This window comes from Janthinobacterium sp. GW822-FHT07A03 (assembly GCF_058798815.1).
In genome coordinates this window covers 313245-330858 of record NZ_JBXAKW010000002.1, presented here as the reverse complement: position 1 = coordinate 330858, position 17614 = coordinate 313245, and the positions used below count along the sequence as shown (strand labels likewise).

The following is a 17614-nucleotide window of genomic DNA, read 5'->3' as shown; positions in this document are numbered from 1 at the left end:
TGCTTGCCGTACTGGTCGTACTGTCTTCGCGCCAGCACCTTGCCCTGAACGTTTTTCAGGCGCTCTTTTTCAAAGGCGCACACCGTTCATGCATCCGCCAGGGAAATAAAGCGCATGGGATCGACCTGCCACTTGGCCGCCGACTCATGGCCGACGATCTTGTCGGCGCCGCCGAAGCCGAAGCCGCGCGACAGGTCGACCGTCTCGGGCTTGATGTAGGTCTTGCTCTTCGTACTGAAAAACACGTTCACTTTCGGCGCCAGCAGGTTGCTTTCGTGCGCCTCGACGACGACGGCCAGGCGGCCCGATTCCAGCATCACCATGGTGCCGACCGGATAAATCCCCACGCAGCGCATGAAATCCTGCGCGAACACGGGGTTGAAATGGAATTTGCTCCACTCATAAATCTTGCGCAGGGCTTCGGCGGCGGGAATACCCTTGTGATAGCTGCGGTCCGACGTCAGCGCGTCGTACACGTCGACGATGGCGGCCATCTGCGCCAGCTCGCTGATGGCGTCGCCGGCCAGTTGGTCCGGATAGCCACTGCCGTCGCGCCGCTCGTGGTGGTGCAAGGCGATGTCGAGCGGAATGGCGCCCACCTCGGGCGACTGCAGCAGGATCTCGTAGCCATCGCGCGGATGGCGCTTGATCAGGGCAAATTCTTCCGACGTCAAAGGGCCAGGCTTGTTCAGCACGCTGTCGGGCACCAGGGCCTTGCCCGTGTCGTGCAGCAAGCCGCCCAGGCCCGCCTGGTGCGTGGTGGCCGCATCGATGCCGCGCGAGCGGCAAAACGCCACCAGCAGCGCGCACACGCTGACGGAATGCAGGAAGGTGTAGTCATCCTTGGTCTTGATGCGCAACAAGCCGACGAGGGCGCCGGGATTGCGCAGGATCGATTCGGTAATATCTTGCACCGTATGCTGCACGCGGTCGAGCTCGACCGCCTTGCCCAGGCGCACGTCGGCCATCACCGTGCGCACCAGGCTCGCCGCCTGCCGCCGCACCTGGGTAGCGCGCGCCAGCTCCATGCCCAGCGACACGCGCGTGACCACTTGCGGCGCCGCGGCGATCTGCACCAGTTCGCGCTCGGTGGCGGCCTGCGCCTGCGCCACGGTGGGCGCATCCTGCACGTCGAGGCCCTTGCCGCTGTCGATCACCACGTCGTGGATGCCGGCCTGCATGATCTTGCGGATTTCATCCTCGCTGCGCAGCAGGAAACGGTTGCGCACGAACGGATGCGTCATCCAGTCGCAGCTGAGGTCATGAATGTACATGCCCACTTTTAATTGAGACGAATCAACTTTCTTGAGCATGCTGTCATCCCACAAATACGCGGCTGGAGCACCGAAGGCGCTAGAATGAGTATAACAAAATTGTTATTCTGCTGGCCGCGTTCGGCGCTGCGGCGCAACACCCTGTTTTTTCCGCTCAACGCACCGCTTCTGGGACCCATGGAACTGCGCCAATTACGCTACTTTGTTGCCATCGTCGACCACGGCTCGCTGTCGCGCGCGGCCCTGATCCTGCACGTGGCGCAGCCGGCCCTGACGCAGCAGCTGCGCCAGCTGGAAGAGGAACTGGGCGTGCAGCTGCTGCACCGCTCGGCCCAGGGCGTGCTCAGCACGGACGCGGGCAAGGTATTCTACGAACATGCGCAGGCGATCCTGAAACAGGTGGCCGACGCCCGCTCGGCCGTCACGCAAAGCGCCACGCGGCCGTCCGGCAATGTCACCCTGGGCTTGCCGCACAGCATCTCCGGCGCCCTGGCCCTGCCCCTGCTGCTGGCCGCGCGCGAACGCTATCCCGAGATCACCCTGCAACTGACGGAAGAAATCACGGGCAACCTCAATGAACAGCTCAAATCGGGCCGCATCAACCTGGCCGTGCTGTTCGACGATGGCCAGCTGACACCGTTTGCCTGCTGCCCGCTGGTGGAGGAAGAGATGCGTTTCATCTGCCGCAGCGATTCGCCGTTCGCGCCCGCCGGCCAGGCGCTGTCGTTCCCGCAGGCATTGAGCGCCACCCTGATCCTGCCGGGCCTGCAGCATGGCGTGCGCCCCCGCATCGACAGCCGCGCCCGCGAACTGGGCCTGGAGACGGCGAACGTGATCGAGATCAACTCGATCGCCATCCTGAAATCGGCCATCCTGGCCGGCATGGGCGCCACCATCCTGCCGGCCGCGCCCCTGCTGGCCGAACTGGACAGCGGCGCCATGCGCAGCTACGCCATCCACAGTCCCGTGCTGTCGCGCACGGTGGCCCTGTGCGCGTCCAAAAACATACCGCTGACGAATGCGGGCAACGCCGTGAAAAACCTCGTGCTGCAAGTGGCCGCCGAGCTGTGCGGCAGCGGGCGCTGGGTGGGGGCGAACGTGCTCTCGCCTATGACATAAGTATTTCTTATACCCCCATCGCCAAAGCGTATTTGCCCCCTCTCCCGACTCGTTCTACACTGACCGCATTAACTATTTTAAATTTAAAATAGTTATGTGCCGCCCACACGCGGCCATCCCGTCTGCACAGTACGCGCCTTACCGGGCGCGCCCCTGGTACAGCCGCTATCTGAAACACCCTTTTGGAGACAGCCATGTCCGTGACCACGGAAAACGGCTCCGCAGCGTTCGCTAGAAACGCCGGTGCCGCGCCATCTACGCCCCCCGACACATCCCGTTTGACCACTGTCAGCCTCGACGACAAATACACGGCCACTTCCGGCGCCATCTTCCTGTCCGGCATCCAGGCCCTCGTGCGCCTGCCCATGATGCAGCGCCTGCGCGACCAGGCCGCAGGCCTCAACACGGCTGGTTTCATTTCCGGCTACCGGGGCTCGCCCCTGGGCGGCCTCGATGAAAACCTGTGGAAAGCCAAGAAGCAGCTGGAAGCGCACCATGTGCAGTTCGTGCCCGGCGTCAACGAAGACCTGGCCGCCACGGCCGTCTGGGGTTCGCAGCAGGTGGACTTGATCGGCCCGGCCAAATACGACGGCGTGTTCGCCATGTGGTACGGCAAGGGTCCGGGCGTGGACCGCTGCGGCGATGTCTTCAAGCACATGAACCATGCGGGAACGTCCAAACTGGGCGGCGTGCTGCTGGTGGCCGGCGACGACCATGGCGCATATTCCTCGACCCTGCCGCACCAGTCCGACCATTTGTTCTCCGCCTCGATGATCCCCGTCCTGTATCCGTGCAATGTGCAGGAATACCTGGACCTGGGCATCCACGGCTGGGCCATGTCGCGCTTTTCCGGCTGCACGGTAGCCTTCAAGGCCCTGGCCGACACGGTCGAATCGTCGGCTTCCATCGATGCCGACCCGTTCCGCGTGGAAGTGAAGATTCCGCAGGATTTCGTCATGCCCGAAGGCGGCCTGAACGCGCGCCTGTCGAGCATCCCGCTGGGCCAGCAGGCGCGAAACCAGGAAGCGCTGATGCAGGACTACAAGATCTACGCGGCACTGGCCTACGCGCGCGAAAACAAGCTCAACCACACCACCATCGACAGCCCGAACGCCAAGCTGGGCATCATCGCGTCCGGCAAATCGTATCTGGACGTGCTGGAAGCGCTGGAAGAGCTGGGCATCGACGAGCAGATGGCGGCCGACGTGGGCATGCGCCTGTTCAAGGTGGCCATGCCGTGGCCGCTGGAACCGGATAGCGTGCGTGAGTTTGCGCAAGGTCTCGATGAAATTCTCGTGGTAGAAGAGAAGCGTCAGATCGTCGAATACCAGCTCAAGGAACAGCTGTACAACTGGCGCGACGACGTGCGTCCGCGCGTGATCGGCAAGTTCGACGAAAAAGGCGAATGGGTAGCACCGCGCGGCGAATGGCTGCTGACCTCGAAGGCGGATTTTTCCGTCTCGCAAGTGGCGCGCGTCATCGCCAGCCGCATCGCGCGCCTGATTTCCGACCCCGTCACCTGCGACCTGATCAAGGCGAGATTGAGTTTCCTCGACGCCAAGGACGCGGTCCTGAAAAAAGCCGTGAATACGCCGTTCCGCCCCGCGTTCTACTGCTCCGGCTGCCCGCATAACACCTCGACCAAGGTGCCGGACGGCAGCCTGGCCCTGGCCGGCATCGGCTGCCACGTGATGGCCACCTCGATTTACCCGGAAATGAACAAGCTGACCACGCACATGGGCGGCGAAGGCGCGCCGTGGATCGGCCAGGCCGCGTTTTCCGAACTGCCGCACGTGTTCCAGAACCTCGGCGACGGCACCTACTTTCATTCCGGCTACCTGGCCATCCGCGCCGCACAGGCGGCCAAGGTGAATATTACCTACAAGATTCTCTACAACGACGCCGTCGCCATGACGGGCGGCCAGCCCGTGGACGGCTTGATTACCGTGCCCATGATGGCGCAGCAGGTGGCCGCCGAAGGCATCGCCCGCATCGCACTGGTCACGGAAGATTTATCACGCTACAGCGACCGCTCGAACCTGCCCGCCCACCTGACCTTGCACGACCGCAAGGACATGGATGCCGTGCAGCGCGAATTGCGCGAAGTACCCGGCGTGTCCGTGCTGATCTACGACCAGACCTGCGCGGCCGAAAAACGCCGGAGAAGGAAAAAAGGCGAGTATCCCGATTTGCCGAAACGCATGGTCATCAACGACGCCGTCTGCGAAGGCTGCGGCGACTGCGGCGTGCAGTCGAACTGCGTGTCGATCTTGCCGAAAGAGACGGAATTTGGCCGCAAGCGCACCATCGACCAATCGTCGTGCAACAAGGATTACTCGTGCGCCAAGGGTTTCTGCCCCAGCTTCGTCACCGTCGAAGGCGGCAGCCTGAAGAAGACCAAGACGGGCGCGGGCAAGCCGGGCGAAACGGACGACTTCGGCCCGTTGCCGGAACCGGTGCTGCCAGGTTGCGAGGCGCCGTACAACATCCTGATCAACGGCATCGGCGGCACGGGCGTGATCACCGTGGGCGCCCTGATGGGCATGGCGGCCCACCTGGAAGGCAAGGGCGCCTCCGTGCTGGACATGACGGGCATGTCGCAAAAGAACGGTTCTGTCACCTCGCACGTGAAAATCGCCAAGTCCCCGGCGCACATCCGCGCCCAGCGCATCGCCACGGGCGAAGCGGACCTGATTCTGGGCTGCGACATGCTGACGGCCGGTGCGCAGGATGCCGTGTCGAAAATGCGTCCCGGCCGCAGCCTGGCCGTCGTCAACCTGCACGAGCAACCGCCGGGCACGTTTGCGCAAAATGCCGACTGGCAATATCCAACGGCGGAAGTGCGCCAGCTGATCGAGGAATCCGTGGGCGGCGCGGACGCGGCCGACTTCATCGACGCGACCAAGCTGGCTACCGCACTGATGGGCGACTCGATCGCCGCCAACCTGTTCATGCTCGGCTACGCCTGGCAAAAAGGCCGCATCCCGTTGACGCAAGCGGCCCTGCTGCGCGCCATCGAATTGAATGGCGTGGGCATCGAGTCGAACAAGAAGAGCTTTTTGTGGGGCCGCCGCGCCGCCGTCGACGTGCGCAAGGTGACCCAGATCGCCACGCCGTCGCAAGCGATCATCGTGCAAATGCCGCAAAGCCTGGATAGCCTGGTGAAAAAGCGCGTGGAATTCCTCACCGGGTATCAAAACGCCGCGTATGCGGATGGTTACTTGACCCTGGTCAAACAGGTGCGCGACCGCGAAAATACCCTGGGACTGGGCCAGAAGCTGTCGACGGCTGTCGCCAAGAGCTATTTCAAGTTGCTGGCCTACAAGGATGAATACGAAGTGGCGCGCCTGTACACGGATGGGCGTTTCGTGGAGCAATTGCAGCAGCAGTTCGAAGGCAACTTCTCCGTGAAATTCAACCTGGCGCCGCCGCTGTTTGCCAAGAAAGATGCGAAGGGGCACCTGGTGAAAGCGGAGTTCGGTTCCTGGATGTGGCGCGCCTTCAAGCTGCTGGCCAAAGCAAAAGGCTTGCGCGGCGGCACCTTCGACGTCTTCGGTTATACGGCCGAGCGCAAGATGGAACGCGCACTGATCGTCGAGTACCGCGAACTGCTGGCGGGCCTGCTGGTCAACCTGACGGCGGACAACCTGGCCACCTGCGTGGAACTGGCATCCCTGCCCGAGAAAATCCGCGGCTTCGGCCACGTCAAGGAAGCGGCCGTCGATACTTACCGCAAGGACAAGGCGAGGTTGCTGGCCGTGCTGGCGGATGGCAGCAAGAGCGCGGCGTAAGAATTTCAGCGACACCGCTTAGTTCGCGATGCGCTATGCCGGCAGCGGTACATGCTCCCGGCTTAGCGCATTTTTATTCAAGGCGGCACTATTCTTTCTCACACTAGAAAAACGACAACGCCATATTCATGATAAAAATCAGTCACTTACTATCACATAGCCAAGCACTGGGTCACCCGGGTAATAACTTTGCTTTGGCCGAGCCGCGATCCAGTGCCACATAACATCGATGAACTGGATTGCAAGCTGAGCCTGTCGTGCAACAAAGGGCAAATGATCGAGCATTTGATGACCATCACCAATGCCAATAATCATCGTGACGATGACTTCTTAAAAAATATTAAATTACTCATATTTTCAATAAAAATAATTTCCTTTAAGCCATCGAAATAATTTCATAACTTTTCTCTGAATCTGCTTTTTTCATAAATTTCGATTTTCATTGCCATGAGGATGAAATTCGTGCAAAACTTATTCGTTCATTCTGTACTTTCAACAGGAACGAGTACGTTCACGCATTTCTAACCATGTCATAGGAAAAGCAATGGATTTAATCGATCAGCTCAGGGCACTTGCCTCCCGCATTACAGCAACCAAGGATATTATCCAGACGGAGGAAGCCACAAAAAACGCGATGATCATGCCCTTCATACAGATGCTGGGTTACAACGTATTCGATCCCACGGAAGTGACACCAGAATTAATTGCCGATGTGGGTACAAAAAAAGGAGAGAAGGTCGATTATGCAATTCTCAGTGATGGCAAGCCGATTATTCTCTTCGAATGCAAGAAAAGTGGCGGAGACCTGAGCATCAATCATGCTGGGCAATTGTTCAGATATTTCCATGTCACGGCAGCACGATTCGGTGTATTGACAAACGGGCTGACATATAAATTCTTCACTGACCTTGAGCAACCCAACAAGATGGACGAAAAGCCCTTCTTTGAATTTAATATTCTGGACTTCAAAGAGCGGGATGTGGATGAACTCAAAAAATTTGCAAAATCTCTATTCGACGTCGATACTATATTAACGACAGCAAACGATCTAAAATATACGCGTGCCATCCAGAATCGTCTGGCGGAATGGATGCACAACCCCTCCGAAGAATTTGTAAAAATACTGTCGTCAGATTTACTCGGAGGAAAGCGCTTTACACCTGCTGTCAAAGATCAATTTACCGTCATTACCAAACGGGCATTTGAGCAATTGTTGGGGGAGCGTATCAATGATCGCCTCAAGGGTGCGATGACGCCGGAATCATCGCCAGCACAAGAACTGGCGCCAGTCATTCCTCCTGAAGGTGTCGTTGAGAACCCGATTATCACGACACCAGAAGAGATCGAAGGTTTGCACATCATTCGTGCGATACTGCGTGACGTCGTCAGCTCACGCCGCATTGTCATGCGTGATTCGCAGAGCTACTGTGCAATTTTGCTAGACGACAATAATCGAAAGCCAGTTTGTCGCCTACGCTTTAACAATACTGAAAAACTTGCCGTTGGCCTGTTCAATCAAAAGAGGGAAGAGGAAAAGTTTCCAATTGCCAGCCTAGACGATCTGTACACCCATGCAGAACAATTGAAGGCTACCGTCCTGATGCATTTGCCTGCTGAAGATGCAGAGAAAACAGCATAAGAGATAGCATTAGGTACAGTAGAACCAAGTCCGGGGTGAGTCCCGGACTTGCAACCCATCCTGATTCAATCCGCGCAGCGCCCCACCGTCGCCCCCGGCAACAACACCGGTTGCCAGATTTCCTGCAAGCGTTCCGGCGGCGTGCCGGCCAGCAGGGATTGCAGCATTTCCACCATCTTGGCGCCCGCGCGGCGCAGGTCGGGCTGGTCGATGGTGGTGACGTTGATGCCGATCAAGGTATCTTCCACATTGCCCCAGACGATGACGGACATTTCCTTGCCGATTTCGATGCCCGCATCCATCAGGGCGCGCACCACGCCCACGCCGGACAGGTGATTGTCGACGATGACGGCCGTGGGACGGGGCGAGCAAGCCAGCAATTGCTGCATGGCCTGGTAGCCGCTGCGGCGATCAAAAGTATTGTCGAGCAGATAGTTGGGGTCCAGCGGCAAACCCGCCTGCGCCATGCAGCGGATAAAGCTTTCCTTGCGCTCATAGGCAAAGTGCAGCTCCAGCGGCGCGCTCAGCAGGGCGATGCGCTGGTGGCCATGCACGGCCAGGAAGGACACGGCCAGGTCGATGCCCGTATCGTTGTCGTAATCAAAATATGCGTACGGCGCGTCGATGCGCGTGCGGCCGTTCGCGACAAACGGAAAGCCCACCTTCGTCAGGTAGGCGATGCGCTCGTCGACCACCTTGGTGCGGCCCACCACCAGGCCATCGACCTGGCGCCCGCGCACCATGGTTTCATACGAGGGCTGTTCGTTCTGCGGCGAGACGGGGGCGATGATCAGGCTCATCTTCGACGCCTCGACGGCATCCGACATGCCATTCACGACGGAAAGAAAGACGCTGTCGCCCAGGTCGCTGGGCAGCAGGGGATAGATCATGCCCAGCACATTCGTGCGGCCGACGGCCAGGCTGCGCGCCAGCGGGTTGGGCCGGTAGCCGACTTTCTTGGCGGCGGCCAGGACGATTTCACGGGTGCGGGAATTGACTTCCGGATAGCCGTTCAACGCCCTGCTGACTGTCGTTTTCGACATGCCGAGGGCAATTGCGAGGCTCTTGAGATTCATGTTAACTACCTGTCTGTATGGCAAAAGAAACCAACTCTGACCGTCCATTATAGCCCAGAGCGCCCAACAGGCCGCGCATTAGCGTGCGCCAACATGGTAGAAAAACAACAACATATTCCACTTTAAAAAGCGACTGTTGAAAAGCAAGCATTTTTGCCGCGTCCGCAGCATGGCATTGGCAATGGCAGACAAACAATGCTTTTTATCGATAGCGGGTACTCACTTTGATCAATATCTCGCCACGTTCGGCATGCCGCTGCGGCACGCCAAAGCGCGCACGATAAGATTATCAAGAAAACATAATTCACTGGAACTGTGCGAGAATTTGTCCTACTCTTGACTCAGGTAAAGATTACCTGCAGACATGTCGCGCTCCCCGGCCCGCATTCTTCCACTGCCGCGTACGCCTGGGCATACTTTCAAAGGTGAACAATGTGGTATCGCTAACGTCCGTCAACAATCTGCAAGCCTCGCTGGCCACGGCGCAACGCCGGGTCGAACAAGGCCAGAACCAGGTGCAGCGCGACAGCGAACAGCTGGCGCAAAGCCGCCAGTTGCTGGCGCGGGAACAGGAATCGCTGAGCCAGACGCAACGCAGCAGCCAGCAAGCGCAGGCCGATGCCCAGCCCGCCGTCAAGGCGCCGCAGCTGGACCAGGCGATCAAGGTGGCCGTGCCACAGCAAGCCATCCCGGCCGCGCCGAAAAGCACGCCCCAGCTGAACGGCTATGGCCAGACCCTGGGCCGCCTGATCGATGTGACGGCTTGAGCCAGCTTACTTCGCCATCTCCTCTTCCAGCATCGCCAGCCACCATTTATTCCCCTGCTTCGGCTGCGCCAGGTCGACCGCCTCGCCCATCTGCGGCGTGGCCAGGTTCACGCCCCGCTTCGCCGCCAGTCCCGTGATGCGGTCGAACGGTTCGTGCCAGGCATGCAGGCCCAGGTCGAACGTGCCGTTATGCACGGGCATGAGCCACTTGCCGCGCAAGTCCAGGTGGGCTTGCAGGGTTTCTTCCGGCTGCATGTGCACGTCCGGCCACAGCTTGTCGTAGGCGCCCGTTTCGATCATGGTCACGTCGAACGGGCCGTACTTGTCGCCGATCTGCCTGAAACCGTCGAAATAGCCGGAATCGCCGCTGAAAAACACGCGCACCTCGGGCGCGTCGATGACCCACGAGGCCCACAGGGTTTGATTGCCATCAAACAAGCCCCGTCCCGAGAAATGCTGCGACGGCGTGGCGACGAGTTTCACGCCGGCAATCGTCGTCCCCTGCCACCAGTCGAACTGCTGCACCTTGTCCTTGGGCACGCCCCATTCGACCAGGGTATCGCCCACGCCCAGCGGCGTCACGAAGTGTTCGGTCTTGGCGGCCAGTTGCAGCACGGCGGCATGGTCGAGGTGGTCGTAATGGTCATGCGACAGGATGATGGCCTTGATCGGCGGCAAGTCGACGATGCTGATGGGCGGCTGATGGAAACGTTTGGGTCCGGCCCACTGCACCGGCGAGGCGCGCTCGGAAAACACGGGGTCCGTCAGGAAAAACTCGTTATTCAGTTTCAGCAGCAGGGTCGAGTGGCCGAGGCGAAACAGGCTGTTGTCGGGCGCGGCCAGCAGTTGCGCCCGGGTCAGGGCTTGCACGGGCACGGCAGCGGCCGGCACCGTGCTGTCTGGCTTGTCAAAGAAAAAGGTCCACATCAGCTTGAGCGTTGCCGCCGTGCCCAGCTTATGCATCTGCACGGGATTGCGGAACTTGCCGTCGTGGCGTTGTAAGGATTCAACCGGCGTGGCAGGCGCGGCGCGCAAGGTGCAAGAACTCATGATGATCAGGACTCCCAAGAATAAGATGCGGTACATATGCAGCCCGGTGAATAAAATACAAGGATTAAATTACACTACACAGTGTAGTTCCTATTTCTGGCAAAGTAAACCAGGAGGTGTAAAATATTGTTTTCAAAGGAGATTTCCCGCCATGGCCGCACCGCAACGCCTCACCGACCGCAAACGCGTCGCCATCGTCGATGCCGCCATCGCCGAGTTCCGCGAGCACGGTTTCGATGCGACCAGCATGGACAAGATCGCCGCCACGGCCGCCGTGTCCAAGCGCACCGTGTACAACCACTTCCCCAGCAAGGATGAATTGTTCGCGGAAATCCTGCAGCGCATGTGGGAGAGCAGCATGGCCCAGCCCGCCGTGCCCTATGTAGCCGACCAGCCTCTGCGCCCGCAGGTGCTGGCCCTGGTCGAGCAGAAAATGGCCTTGCTGTGCGACGCGGCCTTCATCGACCTGGCGCGCGTGATCTTTGGCGAAACCATCCACTCGCCCGAGCGCGCGCAAGCGATGGTGGCGCGCCTGAATGAAAAGGAAACGGGCCTGAATATCTGGATCCGCGCGGCGCAGCAGGACGGGCGCATCAAGGCGGGCGAGACGCTGGAAGTGGCGCACCTCTTGATGTCGCCGTTAAAAACCTTTGCCTTCTGGCCGCAGATCACCCTCGGTGAGCCTCTGCTGAGCCCGGCACGCCGGCGCGAAGTGACGGCGCTGGCCGTCGATATCTTCCTGTGCTATTACGGCGTGGCAAAACAGACGGCATAAACGGGCGGCAAGTGGGCAGACAGCGTCTGCCAGTGCTCGCCCTCGTCGCCCGAATACCAGGCGCCGCCCGTCGTCGACGCCATCACTAAACTGCGCCCGTCGTCGGCCAGCGCCAGCCCATGGCGGTAGATGAGGTCGTAGCAATGCTGCTGCGGCAAGCCCGCGCGCAACACCTCGAACGTTTTGCCGCCATCGCGCGTGCGCGTCACGGCCAGCGCGCCATCGATGGGTATGCGCAGCACGTCCGCCTGCGCCGGCACGAACCAGGCCGTGTCGCCGTCGCGCGGATGCACGGCCACGGCAAAGCCGAAATGCGACAACGGCGCCGTCGTCACTTCCTGCCAGTGCCAGCCGGCGTCCTGCGAGCGCCAGATGCCGTTATGGTGCTGGCACCACAGCGCCTCGGGCGTGCCGGCGCTGCGCACGATGCGGTGCGGGTCTTGCACGGCTTCGTTTTCATCGAGCTCGGGCGGCATGTAGTCGGCCCGCATGCCCGTCGCGCTCAAGGCCCAGCTGGCGCCGCCATCCAGCGTTTGCCACACGCCGCCGCAGGACACGCCGACCAGCACTTTACTGCTGTCGCGCGGGTCGACGCAGATGCTGTGGATGCCGGGCACGTCATAGCCGCCGCCAAACCACTGCGCCCGCTGCGGCACGTTCCACAACGATTCCACCAGTTGCCAGCTGTCGCCGCGGTCGCTTGAGCGGAACAGGCCGCCAGGCAGGGTGCCCGCCCACAGTACGCCGGGCTGGTCCGCGCCGCCGGCCGCCAGCGACCAGATTTGCCGCAAGGTCCAGTCCAGCGTATCGCTGCTGCCCTCGGGCTTGGCGGGATAGGCGGGCACGGCGACTTCCTGCCACGCGCTGGCGCCCGCATCGAGGCGGTGCAGCTTGGCGCCGAAGTGGCCCAGGTTCAGCGCCGCGTACAGGGTGCCGTCGCGGCCATCGTGCAGCAGCATGGAGACGGGATCGCCGGCGAATTGCACCAGCGCCAGCTGCCAGGCGCCGGCCGCATCGACATCGAACTGGAACAGCCCCTTGCGGGTGCCGAGATACGCGCGTTGCGCCCTGCCTGGTCCCATGATCAACCTCCGGAAAGTGCCTGCAAGATATAAACTTGGCTGTCGGGCCGCAAGACGTCGTCCAGTGCGCGCCGCTCGCGGCAACGGGCGCCGTCGATGAAGATCACCACGTTCGGACGCAGCGCGCCCTGCTCGTCGAGCACGTAGCCGCGCAGGCGCGGCTGCTGCGCAAAGACGCTGTCCAAGGCGGCGCGCAGGCGCGGCGCGGCCACCTCCACCGTGGGGACGTTCAGGAAACGTGCCAGTTGTTGGGTAAAATGCAAGTGCGCCATGCTGCCTTCGACGTCATCGGCCTGGACTCATTCTAGTCCGATTCGCCGACGATGCAACGGCGATAACGCTAAAATAGCGGCAAGCACACAAGGAGGCCAGGCATGACGATTACCCCGGAAGAACTAGCGGTGCTGATGCAGGAAGTGGAAGTGGCCGATCCCATCGATTTTGCCGACCTGCCCTTCAACGAGCAGGAATTGCGCGGCCTGATCGCCAACCACCTGTGCGAGATGGCCGACGCCATGGAAAGTTTCAGCCCGGAAGACCGCAACCTGGCCCTGCTGGCCGTGGCGGCCAAGCTGGTGCTGGAAAACCTTGTATTGCACGTGCAGTTGCTGCGCCGCCACGGCTTGCCCGTCAGCGACGGCGTGGAAGCGCTGCTGCAGCGCCTCAAGAACCCGGGCCGGTCCTGAGCGCTGCACGGCGGCAAGCGGCTACTGCAGGTTGATCGCCGTCACATAATTGACGATGCCCGCATCGGCGCCGGGTGTAGAACGGATATACAGCACGCCGTTGCGCGACAGCGCCAGGGTGCCGCCCAGGCGATATGTCCATGCCAACTGGTGGCTGGCCAGATTGAGCGCATAGGTGTGCTTCTCGCCTGCGACGAACAGCAGGTTATTGGTCACGATCAAGTCACCACCGAACGCTTCCTCGCCCACGCTGGCCAGCGGCCAGGTCCATAACACGGCGCCATCGCTGACGTTGCGCGCCTCGAGCACCCGGCCACTATCGTTGCCCACATAAATCACGCCGCGCGCCACCACCGGCTGCGTGGTGAAGCGCCCGTTGACCGTCCAGCGCACGGCGCGGCTGGCCGTATCGACCAGGGTCAGGCTGTTGTCGGCCGACTTGCCCGGATACGGCCGCTGGTTCAGCAGCAGCACGGTATTCTCATCGACCAGCACGGGGGCCTGGCGCAAGGCGCTCTTGTTCAAGCCGCCAAGCACCTGGCCTGGCACGGCCACGCTGAAACGCCGCGTACCATCGCCAATATTGAAGGCCGTCAAGGTGCCGGCCGCATGGCTGTAGACCGTGCCCGCACTGACGGCCGGCGTCCATTCATCGACATTGCCCAGTTTGGGCAAATCGAGGCTGCTGGACCAGCGGTTCTGGCCCGTCGTGGCATCCAGGCTGATCACATCATTGTTTCCACCGAGATATGCGTTCCCTGCGAACAAGGTCGGCGCCGTCAGTGGCGACGTGGCAATCAACTGTCCCATGGTATTGGGCTGCTTGACCGTTGCCAGCCTGGCGCCCGTCAAGGCGTCAAAGGTATGGGCATCGCTGATTCCCGCCATCACCAGGCGATTCCCGGACACGCCCGGCGCCCCCAGCGTGCCGGGCAGTTTCAGCTCCGTTTGCCACGCGGCCGCACCGTCCGTTTCCGACAGGGCCGACAGCTTGTAGGTGTAGATGTATTTGAATTTCTCACCGGCATCTGCCACCGAAACTTCTTCATTGAAATACACGAGGCCATTCGCCGTGACCAGTGGACTGAGCCTGCTGCCGGAGATGCCGTCGGCTCCCTTCCACGACCAGCGGCGTGTAAATTTGGCGGTATCGAGCGTCACCGGCACAAAACCCGTATGCGCCGCGTTGCCGTTGCTGCCTTCCCAGTCGCCGCCGGACAACTCGCGCAGCGGCGACAGCGTGCCCTTCAGGCCTACAACCGTGATGCTGTAGCTGGCCGTGCGGGGCTGGTAATTCGGCGTGCCGGGAAAGGGATTGACGAAGACGGAAAAATCGACGCTGCCCGTGTACGTGCCTTCCGCCAGGCCAGGCATGACGGCGAAATCCATCAGCCATGAGCCGTCGGCCTGCTTGATGGGTTTCGCCCGGTCAAACACCTTGCGGCCGCCTGCCGCCGGCGTTTCCTCCCACAGGGGACGCTGATCCACCACGTTGGAATACAGCATCACGGTCGCCTGCACCTTGTCGCAGGTTTCGCCAGGCTGCTGCATGCAATTGAGGTTGACCTGCGACAAGGTCATCGCCTGTTCCGGCTTTTCTCCCGTACCGCCGCAAGCGGAGACGGACAAGACACCCAGCGCGGCCAATGGCCATGCAATGGCCCGCAGCCGCACTCTGAAGAAGTGATTCATTCAAGATCCATGTTGAGGTTTCATTTCCTCCCCAATGGAGGTGTGCTGGAAACCTGGACTGAATGTTATAACATGAGAAACATTATTAAAATCTAACAAATACTCACAGCAACGCTTTACTTGCGCACGGCCCGCGCCTGCACGGTGAGGTCGCTTTCGGCCACGGCCACGCAGGGCAGGATGTAGCCGTCGAGCCGTTCATCGGGGCTGATGCCGGGCCAGTCCACCGTGTAGCGGATCTTTCCTTCGGGCATGTGGCAGATGCACGTGCGGCAAGTGCCGTTGCGGCAGGAACTAAGCAGGCGGATGCCGGCCAGCTCGGCGGCGGCCAGCACGGTGGTGCCCGCCTCGGCCGGGAATTGCCAGCCTTGCGGGACGAAGGTGACGGTAAAGGTGGGGATGGTCAGGGGCGCGCTCATGCGCCCAGTTTAACAGTCCGTCAGGGTGGTCCAGGTAGCCCCCTGCGCATGGCTGCGCAGCACGGCCTCGGCAAAGGCCAGGCCCGCCACGCCATCGGCCACCGTCGGCAGCCAGCGAGCCGCTTCCGGTATCGGCGTCCCCGCCTGCAGGGCGCGGATATGCAGGGCCGCATCCAGGTACAGCTGGGCGAACGCTTCCAGATACCCTTCCGGATGGCCGGCCGGCACGCGCGTGGCGTGGCGCGCGGCGGCGCTGTCGACCCGGCCCGGGCGCAGCAACTGGCGGTTGCCGCCCTGCGGCGTGCACCATAGCGCGTTCGGTTGTTCCTGGTCAAAGTCCAGCTGCGCCTTGCTGCCGAACAGGCGCAAACGCACCGTGTTTTCACACCCCGTCGCCACCTGGCTGGCCCACAAGGTGCCCTTGGCTCCGTTGGCGTAGCGCAGCATCACCTGCACGTGGTCATCCAGGGTGCGGTGCGGAACAAAGGTCGACAGTTCCGCCAGCACGGCATACGGCGTGAGTCCGCTGACGAACTGCGCCAGGTGATAGGCGTGCAAGCCCACGTCGAGCAGGGTGCCGCCGGGCCCCGCCTTCTGCGGGTCGTTATGCCAGTTGCCTTCGTTCATGCCGCCAGCCGCGATGGCGTCGGCCAGCCAGTCCTGCGAGTATTCCACTTGCACGAGGCGCAGCTCGCCGATCTCGCCCGCCTCGACCATCGCTTTCGCATGGCGCAGCAGCGGGTAACCGCTGTAGGTATGCGTGAGCGCAAACAGCAAGTTTTTCTGCTTGGCCAGCGCAGCCAGCGCCTGGCCCTCCGCCAGAGAAATGCCCAGCGGCTTGTCGCAGATCACGTGGATGCCCGCTTCCAGGAATGCCGTGGCGACGGGCGCATGCAGGTGGTTCGGCGTGACGATGGCCACGGCCTCGATGCCGTCCGCCCTGGCGGCCTCCGCCTGCGCCATGGCGCGGTAATCGCTGTAGCAGCGATCCGGAGAAAGATGCAGCGCCGCGCCGCTGTCGCGCGCGCGCTGCGGGTCGGACGACAGGGCGCCCGCCACCAGCGCATATTGGTCGTCGATGCGCGCCGCGATACGGTGCACGGCGCCGATGAATGCGCCCTGCCCGCCCCCTACCATGCCCAGCCGTAAGCGTCGCTGCATGTCGTTTCCTTATTTCAAGCCAAGCAAGTGATGAATTTGATCCTGGTCAACCGCGCTGCCCGCGAAATCGTCGAACGCATGTTCAGCCACGTGGATGATGTGTTCGCGGATAAAACGCGCGCCTTCGGCCGCCCCGTCCTCCGGGTGTTTCAGGCAGCACTCCCACTCCAGCACGGCCCAGCCGGGGAAGTCGTACTGCGCCATCTTCGAGAAAATCGCCTTGAAGTCGATCTGCCCGTCGCCCAGCGAGCGGAAGCGCCCGGCCCGGTCTTGCCAGTCGCCATAGCTGCCATACACGCCCTGGCGCCCGTTGGGCCTGAATTCCGCATCTTTCACGTGGAAAGCCTTGATGCGCGCATGATAGATGTCAATGAACGCCAGGTAATCGAGCTGCTGCAGCACGAAGTGGCTGGGATCGTACAGGATGGACGCGCGCCGGTGGTCGTCGACGGCGGCAAGGAAACGCTCGAAGGTCACGCCATCGTGCAAATCCTCGCCCGGATGCAGTTCATAGCAGAGGTCCACGCCGGCCGCGTCAAACGCATCGAGGATGGGCAGCCAGCGTTTCGCCAGCTCGGCAAATGCCGTTTCCACCAGCCCGGCCGGGCGCTGCGGCCACGGGTACAGATACGGCCAGGCCAGCGCGCCGGAAAACGTCACGTGCGCCGTCAACCCCAGGCGCTGCGAGGCGGTGGCCGCCCACAGCAGCTGCTGCGTGGCCCAGGCCGTGCGCGCGGCAGGATCACCGCGCACTTGTTCTGGCGCAAAGCCGTCGAACAGCGCGTCATACGCGGGATGCACGGCGATCAGCTGGCCCTGCAAATGCGTCGACAGTTCCGTCACCTGCAAGCCGTGACGCGCCAGCAGGGCGACCACGTCGTCGCAGTACTGCTGGCTGTTGGCCGCTTGTTCCAGATCAAACAAGCGCGGCGCCGTCGGCAGCTGCAAGCCCTTGTAGCCCAGGCCGGCCGCCCATTGCGCCAGGTGCTCGAGCGAGTCGAACGGCGGCTCGTCGCCGAGAAACTGGGCCAGGAAAATGGCCGGGCCCTGGATGGTTTTCATGGGTATCCTTTAGCCCCCAGG

At 61.6% G+C, this 17614-nt stretch carries 15 protein-coding genes; 6 read left to right on the top strand and 9 right to left on the bottom strand.

All coding sequences use genetic code 11. The features are described 5' to 3' along the window. Nucleotides 1-86: 86 nt before the first annotated feature. Entirely contained in the window at nt 87-1313 is a 1227-nt protein-coding gene (locus AC1RJW_RS07525; RefSeq protein ID WP_493044441.1) for an HD-GYP domain-containing protein, read from the bottom strand. A gap of 138 nt (nt 1314-1451) precedes the next feature. Here AC1RJW_RS07525 and AC1RJW_RS07520 point away from each other — a divergent pair, with 138 nt between their 5' ends. The 3 genes from AC1RJW_RS07520 to AC1RJW_RS07510 all read left to right on the top strand — a co-directional run bounded on the left by AC1RJW_RS07520 (nt 1452) and on the right by AC1RJW_RS07510 (nt 7823). Then, entirely contained in the window at nt 1452-2393 is a 942-nt protein-coding gene (locus tag AC1RJW_RS07520) for a LysR substrate-binding domain-containing protein (RefSeq protein ID WP_493044440.1), read from the top strand. A gap of 194 nt (nt 2394-2587) precedes the next feature. Further along, complete coding sequence (locus tag AC1RJW_RS07515; protein WP_493044439.1) at nt 2588-6184, top strand: indolepyruvate ferredoxin oxidoreductase family protein; 3597 nt, start codon at nt 2588-2590, stop codon at nt 6182-6184. A 544-nt stretch (nt 6185-6728) separates the two neighbouring features. Then, a complete protein-coding gene (locus AC1RJW_RS07510) occupies nt 6729-7823 on the top strand; it encodes a type I restriction endonuclease (RefSeq protein WP_493044438.1) in 1095 nt (364 codons plus the stop codon). 65 nt (nt 7824-7888) lie between these two features. On the opposite strand, the gene AC1RJW_RS07505 is transcribed toward AC1RJW_RS07510, so the two are convergent. Continuing rightward, entirely contained in the window at nt 7889-8899 is a 1011-nt protein-coding gene (locus AC1RJW_RS07505) for a substrate-binding domain-containing protein (protein WP_493044437.1), read from the bottom strand. 434 nt (nt 8900-9333) lie between these two features. Between AC1RJW_RS07505 and AC1RJW_RS07500 the strand changes: the two genes are divergently transcribed. Next, nucleotides 9334-9666: a hypothetical protein gene (locus tag AC1RJW_RS07500; protein WP_493044436.1), complete on the top strand. Its 333-nt coding sequence runs from the start codon at nt 9334-9336 to the stop codon at nt 9664-9666. Between the two features lie 6 nt (nt 9667-9672). Here the strand turns inward: AC1RJW_RS07500 and AC1RJW_RS07495 are convergent, their stop codons facing one another. Then, nucleotides 9673-10716 (bottom strand): MBL fold metallo-hydrolase, encoded by a 1044-nt coding sequence (locus AC1RJW_RS07495; RefSeq protein ID WP_493044435.1) that lies wholly within the window; start codon nt 10714-10716, stop codon nt 9673-9675. 151 nt (nt 10717-10867) lie between these two features. On the opposite strand from AC1RJW_RS07495, the gene AC1RJW_RS07490 reads away from it, so the two are divergent. Continuing rightward, nucleotides 10868-11491 carry a TetR/AcrR family transcriptional regulator gene (locus AC1RJW_RS07490; protein ID WP_493044434.1) on the top strand — a complete coding sequence of 208 codons (624 nt, stop codon included), beginning with the start codon at nt 10868-10870 and terminating at the stop codon, nt 11489-11491. On the opposite strand, the gene AC1RJW_RS07485 is transcribed toward AC1RJW_RS07490, so the two are convergent. Beyond that, nucleotides 11464-12573, bottom strand: a complete 1110-nt coding sequence (locus tag AC1RJW_RS07485; protein ID WP_493044433.1) for a WD40/YVTN/BNR-like repeat-containing protein — start codon at nt 12571-12573, stop codon at nt 11464-11466. The two genes, AC1RJW_RS07490 and AC1RJW_RS07485, sit on opposite strands and share 28 nt — an antisense overlap. Nucleotides 12574-12575: 2 nt before the next feature. Beyond that, nucleotides 12576-12845 (bottom strand): MoaD/ThiS family protein, encoded by a 270-nt coding sequence (locus AC1RJW_RS07480; protein WP_493044432.1) that lies wholly within the window; start codon nt 12843-12845, stop codon nt 12576-12578. A gap of 102 nt (nt 12846-12947) precedes the next feature. Between AC1RJW_RS07480 and AC1RJW_RS07475 the strand changes: the two genes are divergently transcribed. Then, nucleotides 12948-13259: a hypothetical protein gene (locus AC1RJW_RS07475; RefSeq protein WP_326458905.1), complete on the top strand. Its 312-nt coding sequence runs from the start codon at nt 12948-12950 to the stop codon at nt 13257-13259. A 21-nt stretch (nt 13260-13280) separates the two neighbouring features. Here the strand turns inward: AC1RJW_RS07475 and AC1RJW_RS07470 are convergent, their stop codons facing one another. From AC1RJW_RS07470 to AC1RJW_RS07455, 4 genes are all read right to left on the bottom strand, one after another. After that, nucleotides 13281-14951, bottom strand: coding sequence for an outer membrane protein assembly factor BamB family protein (locus AC1RJW_RS07470; RefSeq protein ID WP_493044431.1), 1671 nt, complete (start codon nt 14949-14951; stop codon nt 13281-13283). Nucleotides 14952-15067: 116 nt separating this feature from the next. After that, nucleotides 15068-15370 (bottom strand): 2Fe-2S iron-sulfur cluster-binding protein, encoded by a 303-nt coding sequence (locus AC1RJW_RS07465; protein ID WP_493044430.1) that lies wholly within the window; start codon nt 15368-15370, stop codon nt 15068-15070. Between the two features lie 9 nt (nt 15371-15379). After that, a complete protein-coding gene (locus AC1RJW_RS07460) occupies nt 15380-16531 on the bottom strand; it encodes a Gfo/Idh/MocA family protein (protein WP_493044429.1) in 1152 nt (383 codons plus the stop codon). 9 nt (nt 16532-16540) lie between these two features. Then, nucleotides 16541-17593: a sugar phosphate isomerase/epimerase family protein gene (locus AC1RJW_RS07455; protein WP_493044428.1), complete on the bottom strand. Its 1053-nt coding sequence runs from the start codon at nt 17591-17593 to the stop codon at nt 16541-16543. Nucleotides 17594-17614 lie beyond the last annotated feature (21 nt).

Bases quoted from the DNA above. Each gene is read 5' to 3' on its own strand.
- AC1RJW_RS07490 (WP_493044434.1), top strand. From the start codon at position 10,868: ATGGCCGCACCGCAACGCCTCACCGACCGCAAACGCGTCGCCATCGTC.
- AC1RJW_RS07460 (WP_493044429.1), bottom strand. From the start codon at position 16,531: ATGCAGCGACGCTTACGGCTGGGCATGGTAGGGGGCGGGCAGGGCGCA.
- AC1RJW_RS07485 (WP_493044433.1), bottom strand. From the start codon at position 12,573: ATGGGACCAGGCAGGGCGCAACGCGCGTATCTCGGCACCCGCAAGGGG.
- AC1RJW_RS07505 (WP_493044437.1), bottom strand. From the start codon at position 8,899: ATGAATCTCAAGAGCCTCGCAATTGCCCTCGGCATGTCGAAAACGACA.
- AC1RJW_RS07470 (WP_493044431.1), bottom strand. From the start codon at position 14,951: ATGAATCACTTCTTCAGAGTGCGGCTGCGGGCCATTGCATGGCCATTG.
- AC1RJW_RS07465 (WP_493044430.1), bottom strand. From the start codon at position 15,370: ATGAGCGCGCCCCTGACCATCCCCACCTTTACCGTCACCTTCGTCCCG.
- AC1RJW_RS07520 (WP_493044440.1), top strand. From the start codon at position 1,452: ATGGAACTGCGCCAATTACGCTACTTTGTTGCCATCGTCGACCACGGC.
- AC1RJW_RS07475 (WP_326458905.1), top strand. From the start codon at position 12,948: ATGACGATTACCCCGGAAGAACTAGCGGTGCTGATGCAGGAAGTGGAA.
- AC1RJW_RS07455 (WP_493044428.1), bottom strand. From the start codon at position 17,593: ATGAAAACCATCCAGGGCCCGGCCATTTTCCTGGCCCAGTTTCTCGGC.
- AC1RJW_RS07495 (WP_493044435.1), bottom strand. From the start codon at position 10,716: ATGAGTTCTTGCACCTTGCGCGCCGCGCCTGCCACGCCGGTTGAATCC.
- AC1RJW_RS07510 (WP_493044438.1), top strand. From the start codon at position 6,729: ATGGATTTAATCGATCAGCTCAGGGCACTTGCCTCCCGCATTACAGCA.
- AC1RJW_RS07515 (WP_493044439.1), top strand. From the start codon at position 2,588: ATGTCCGTGACCACGGAAAACGGCTCCGCAGCGTTCGCTAGAAACGCC.
- AC1RJW_RS07525 (WP_493044441.1), bottom strand. From the start codon at position 1,313: ATGCTCAAGAAAGTTGATTCGTCTCAATTAAAAGTGGGCATGTACATT.
- AC1RJW_RS07480 (WP_493044432.1), bottom strand. From the start codon at position 12,845: ATGGCGCACTTGCATTTTACCCAACAACTGGCACGTTTCCTGAACGTC.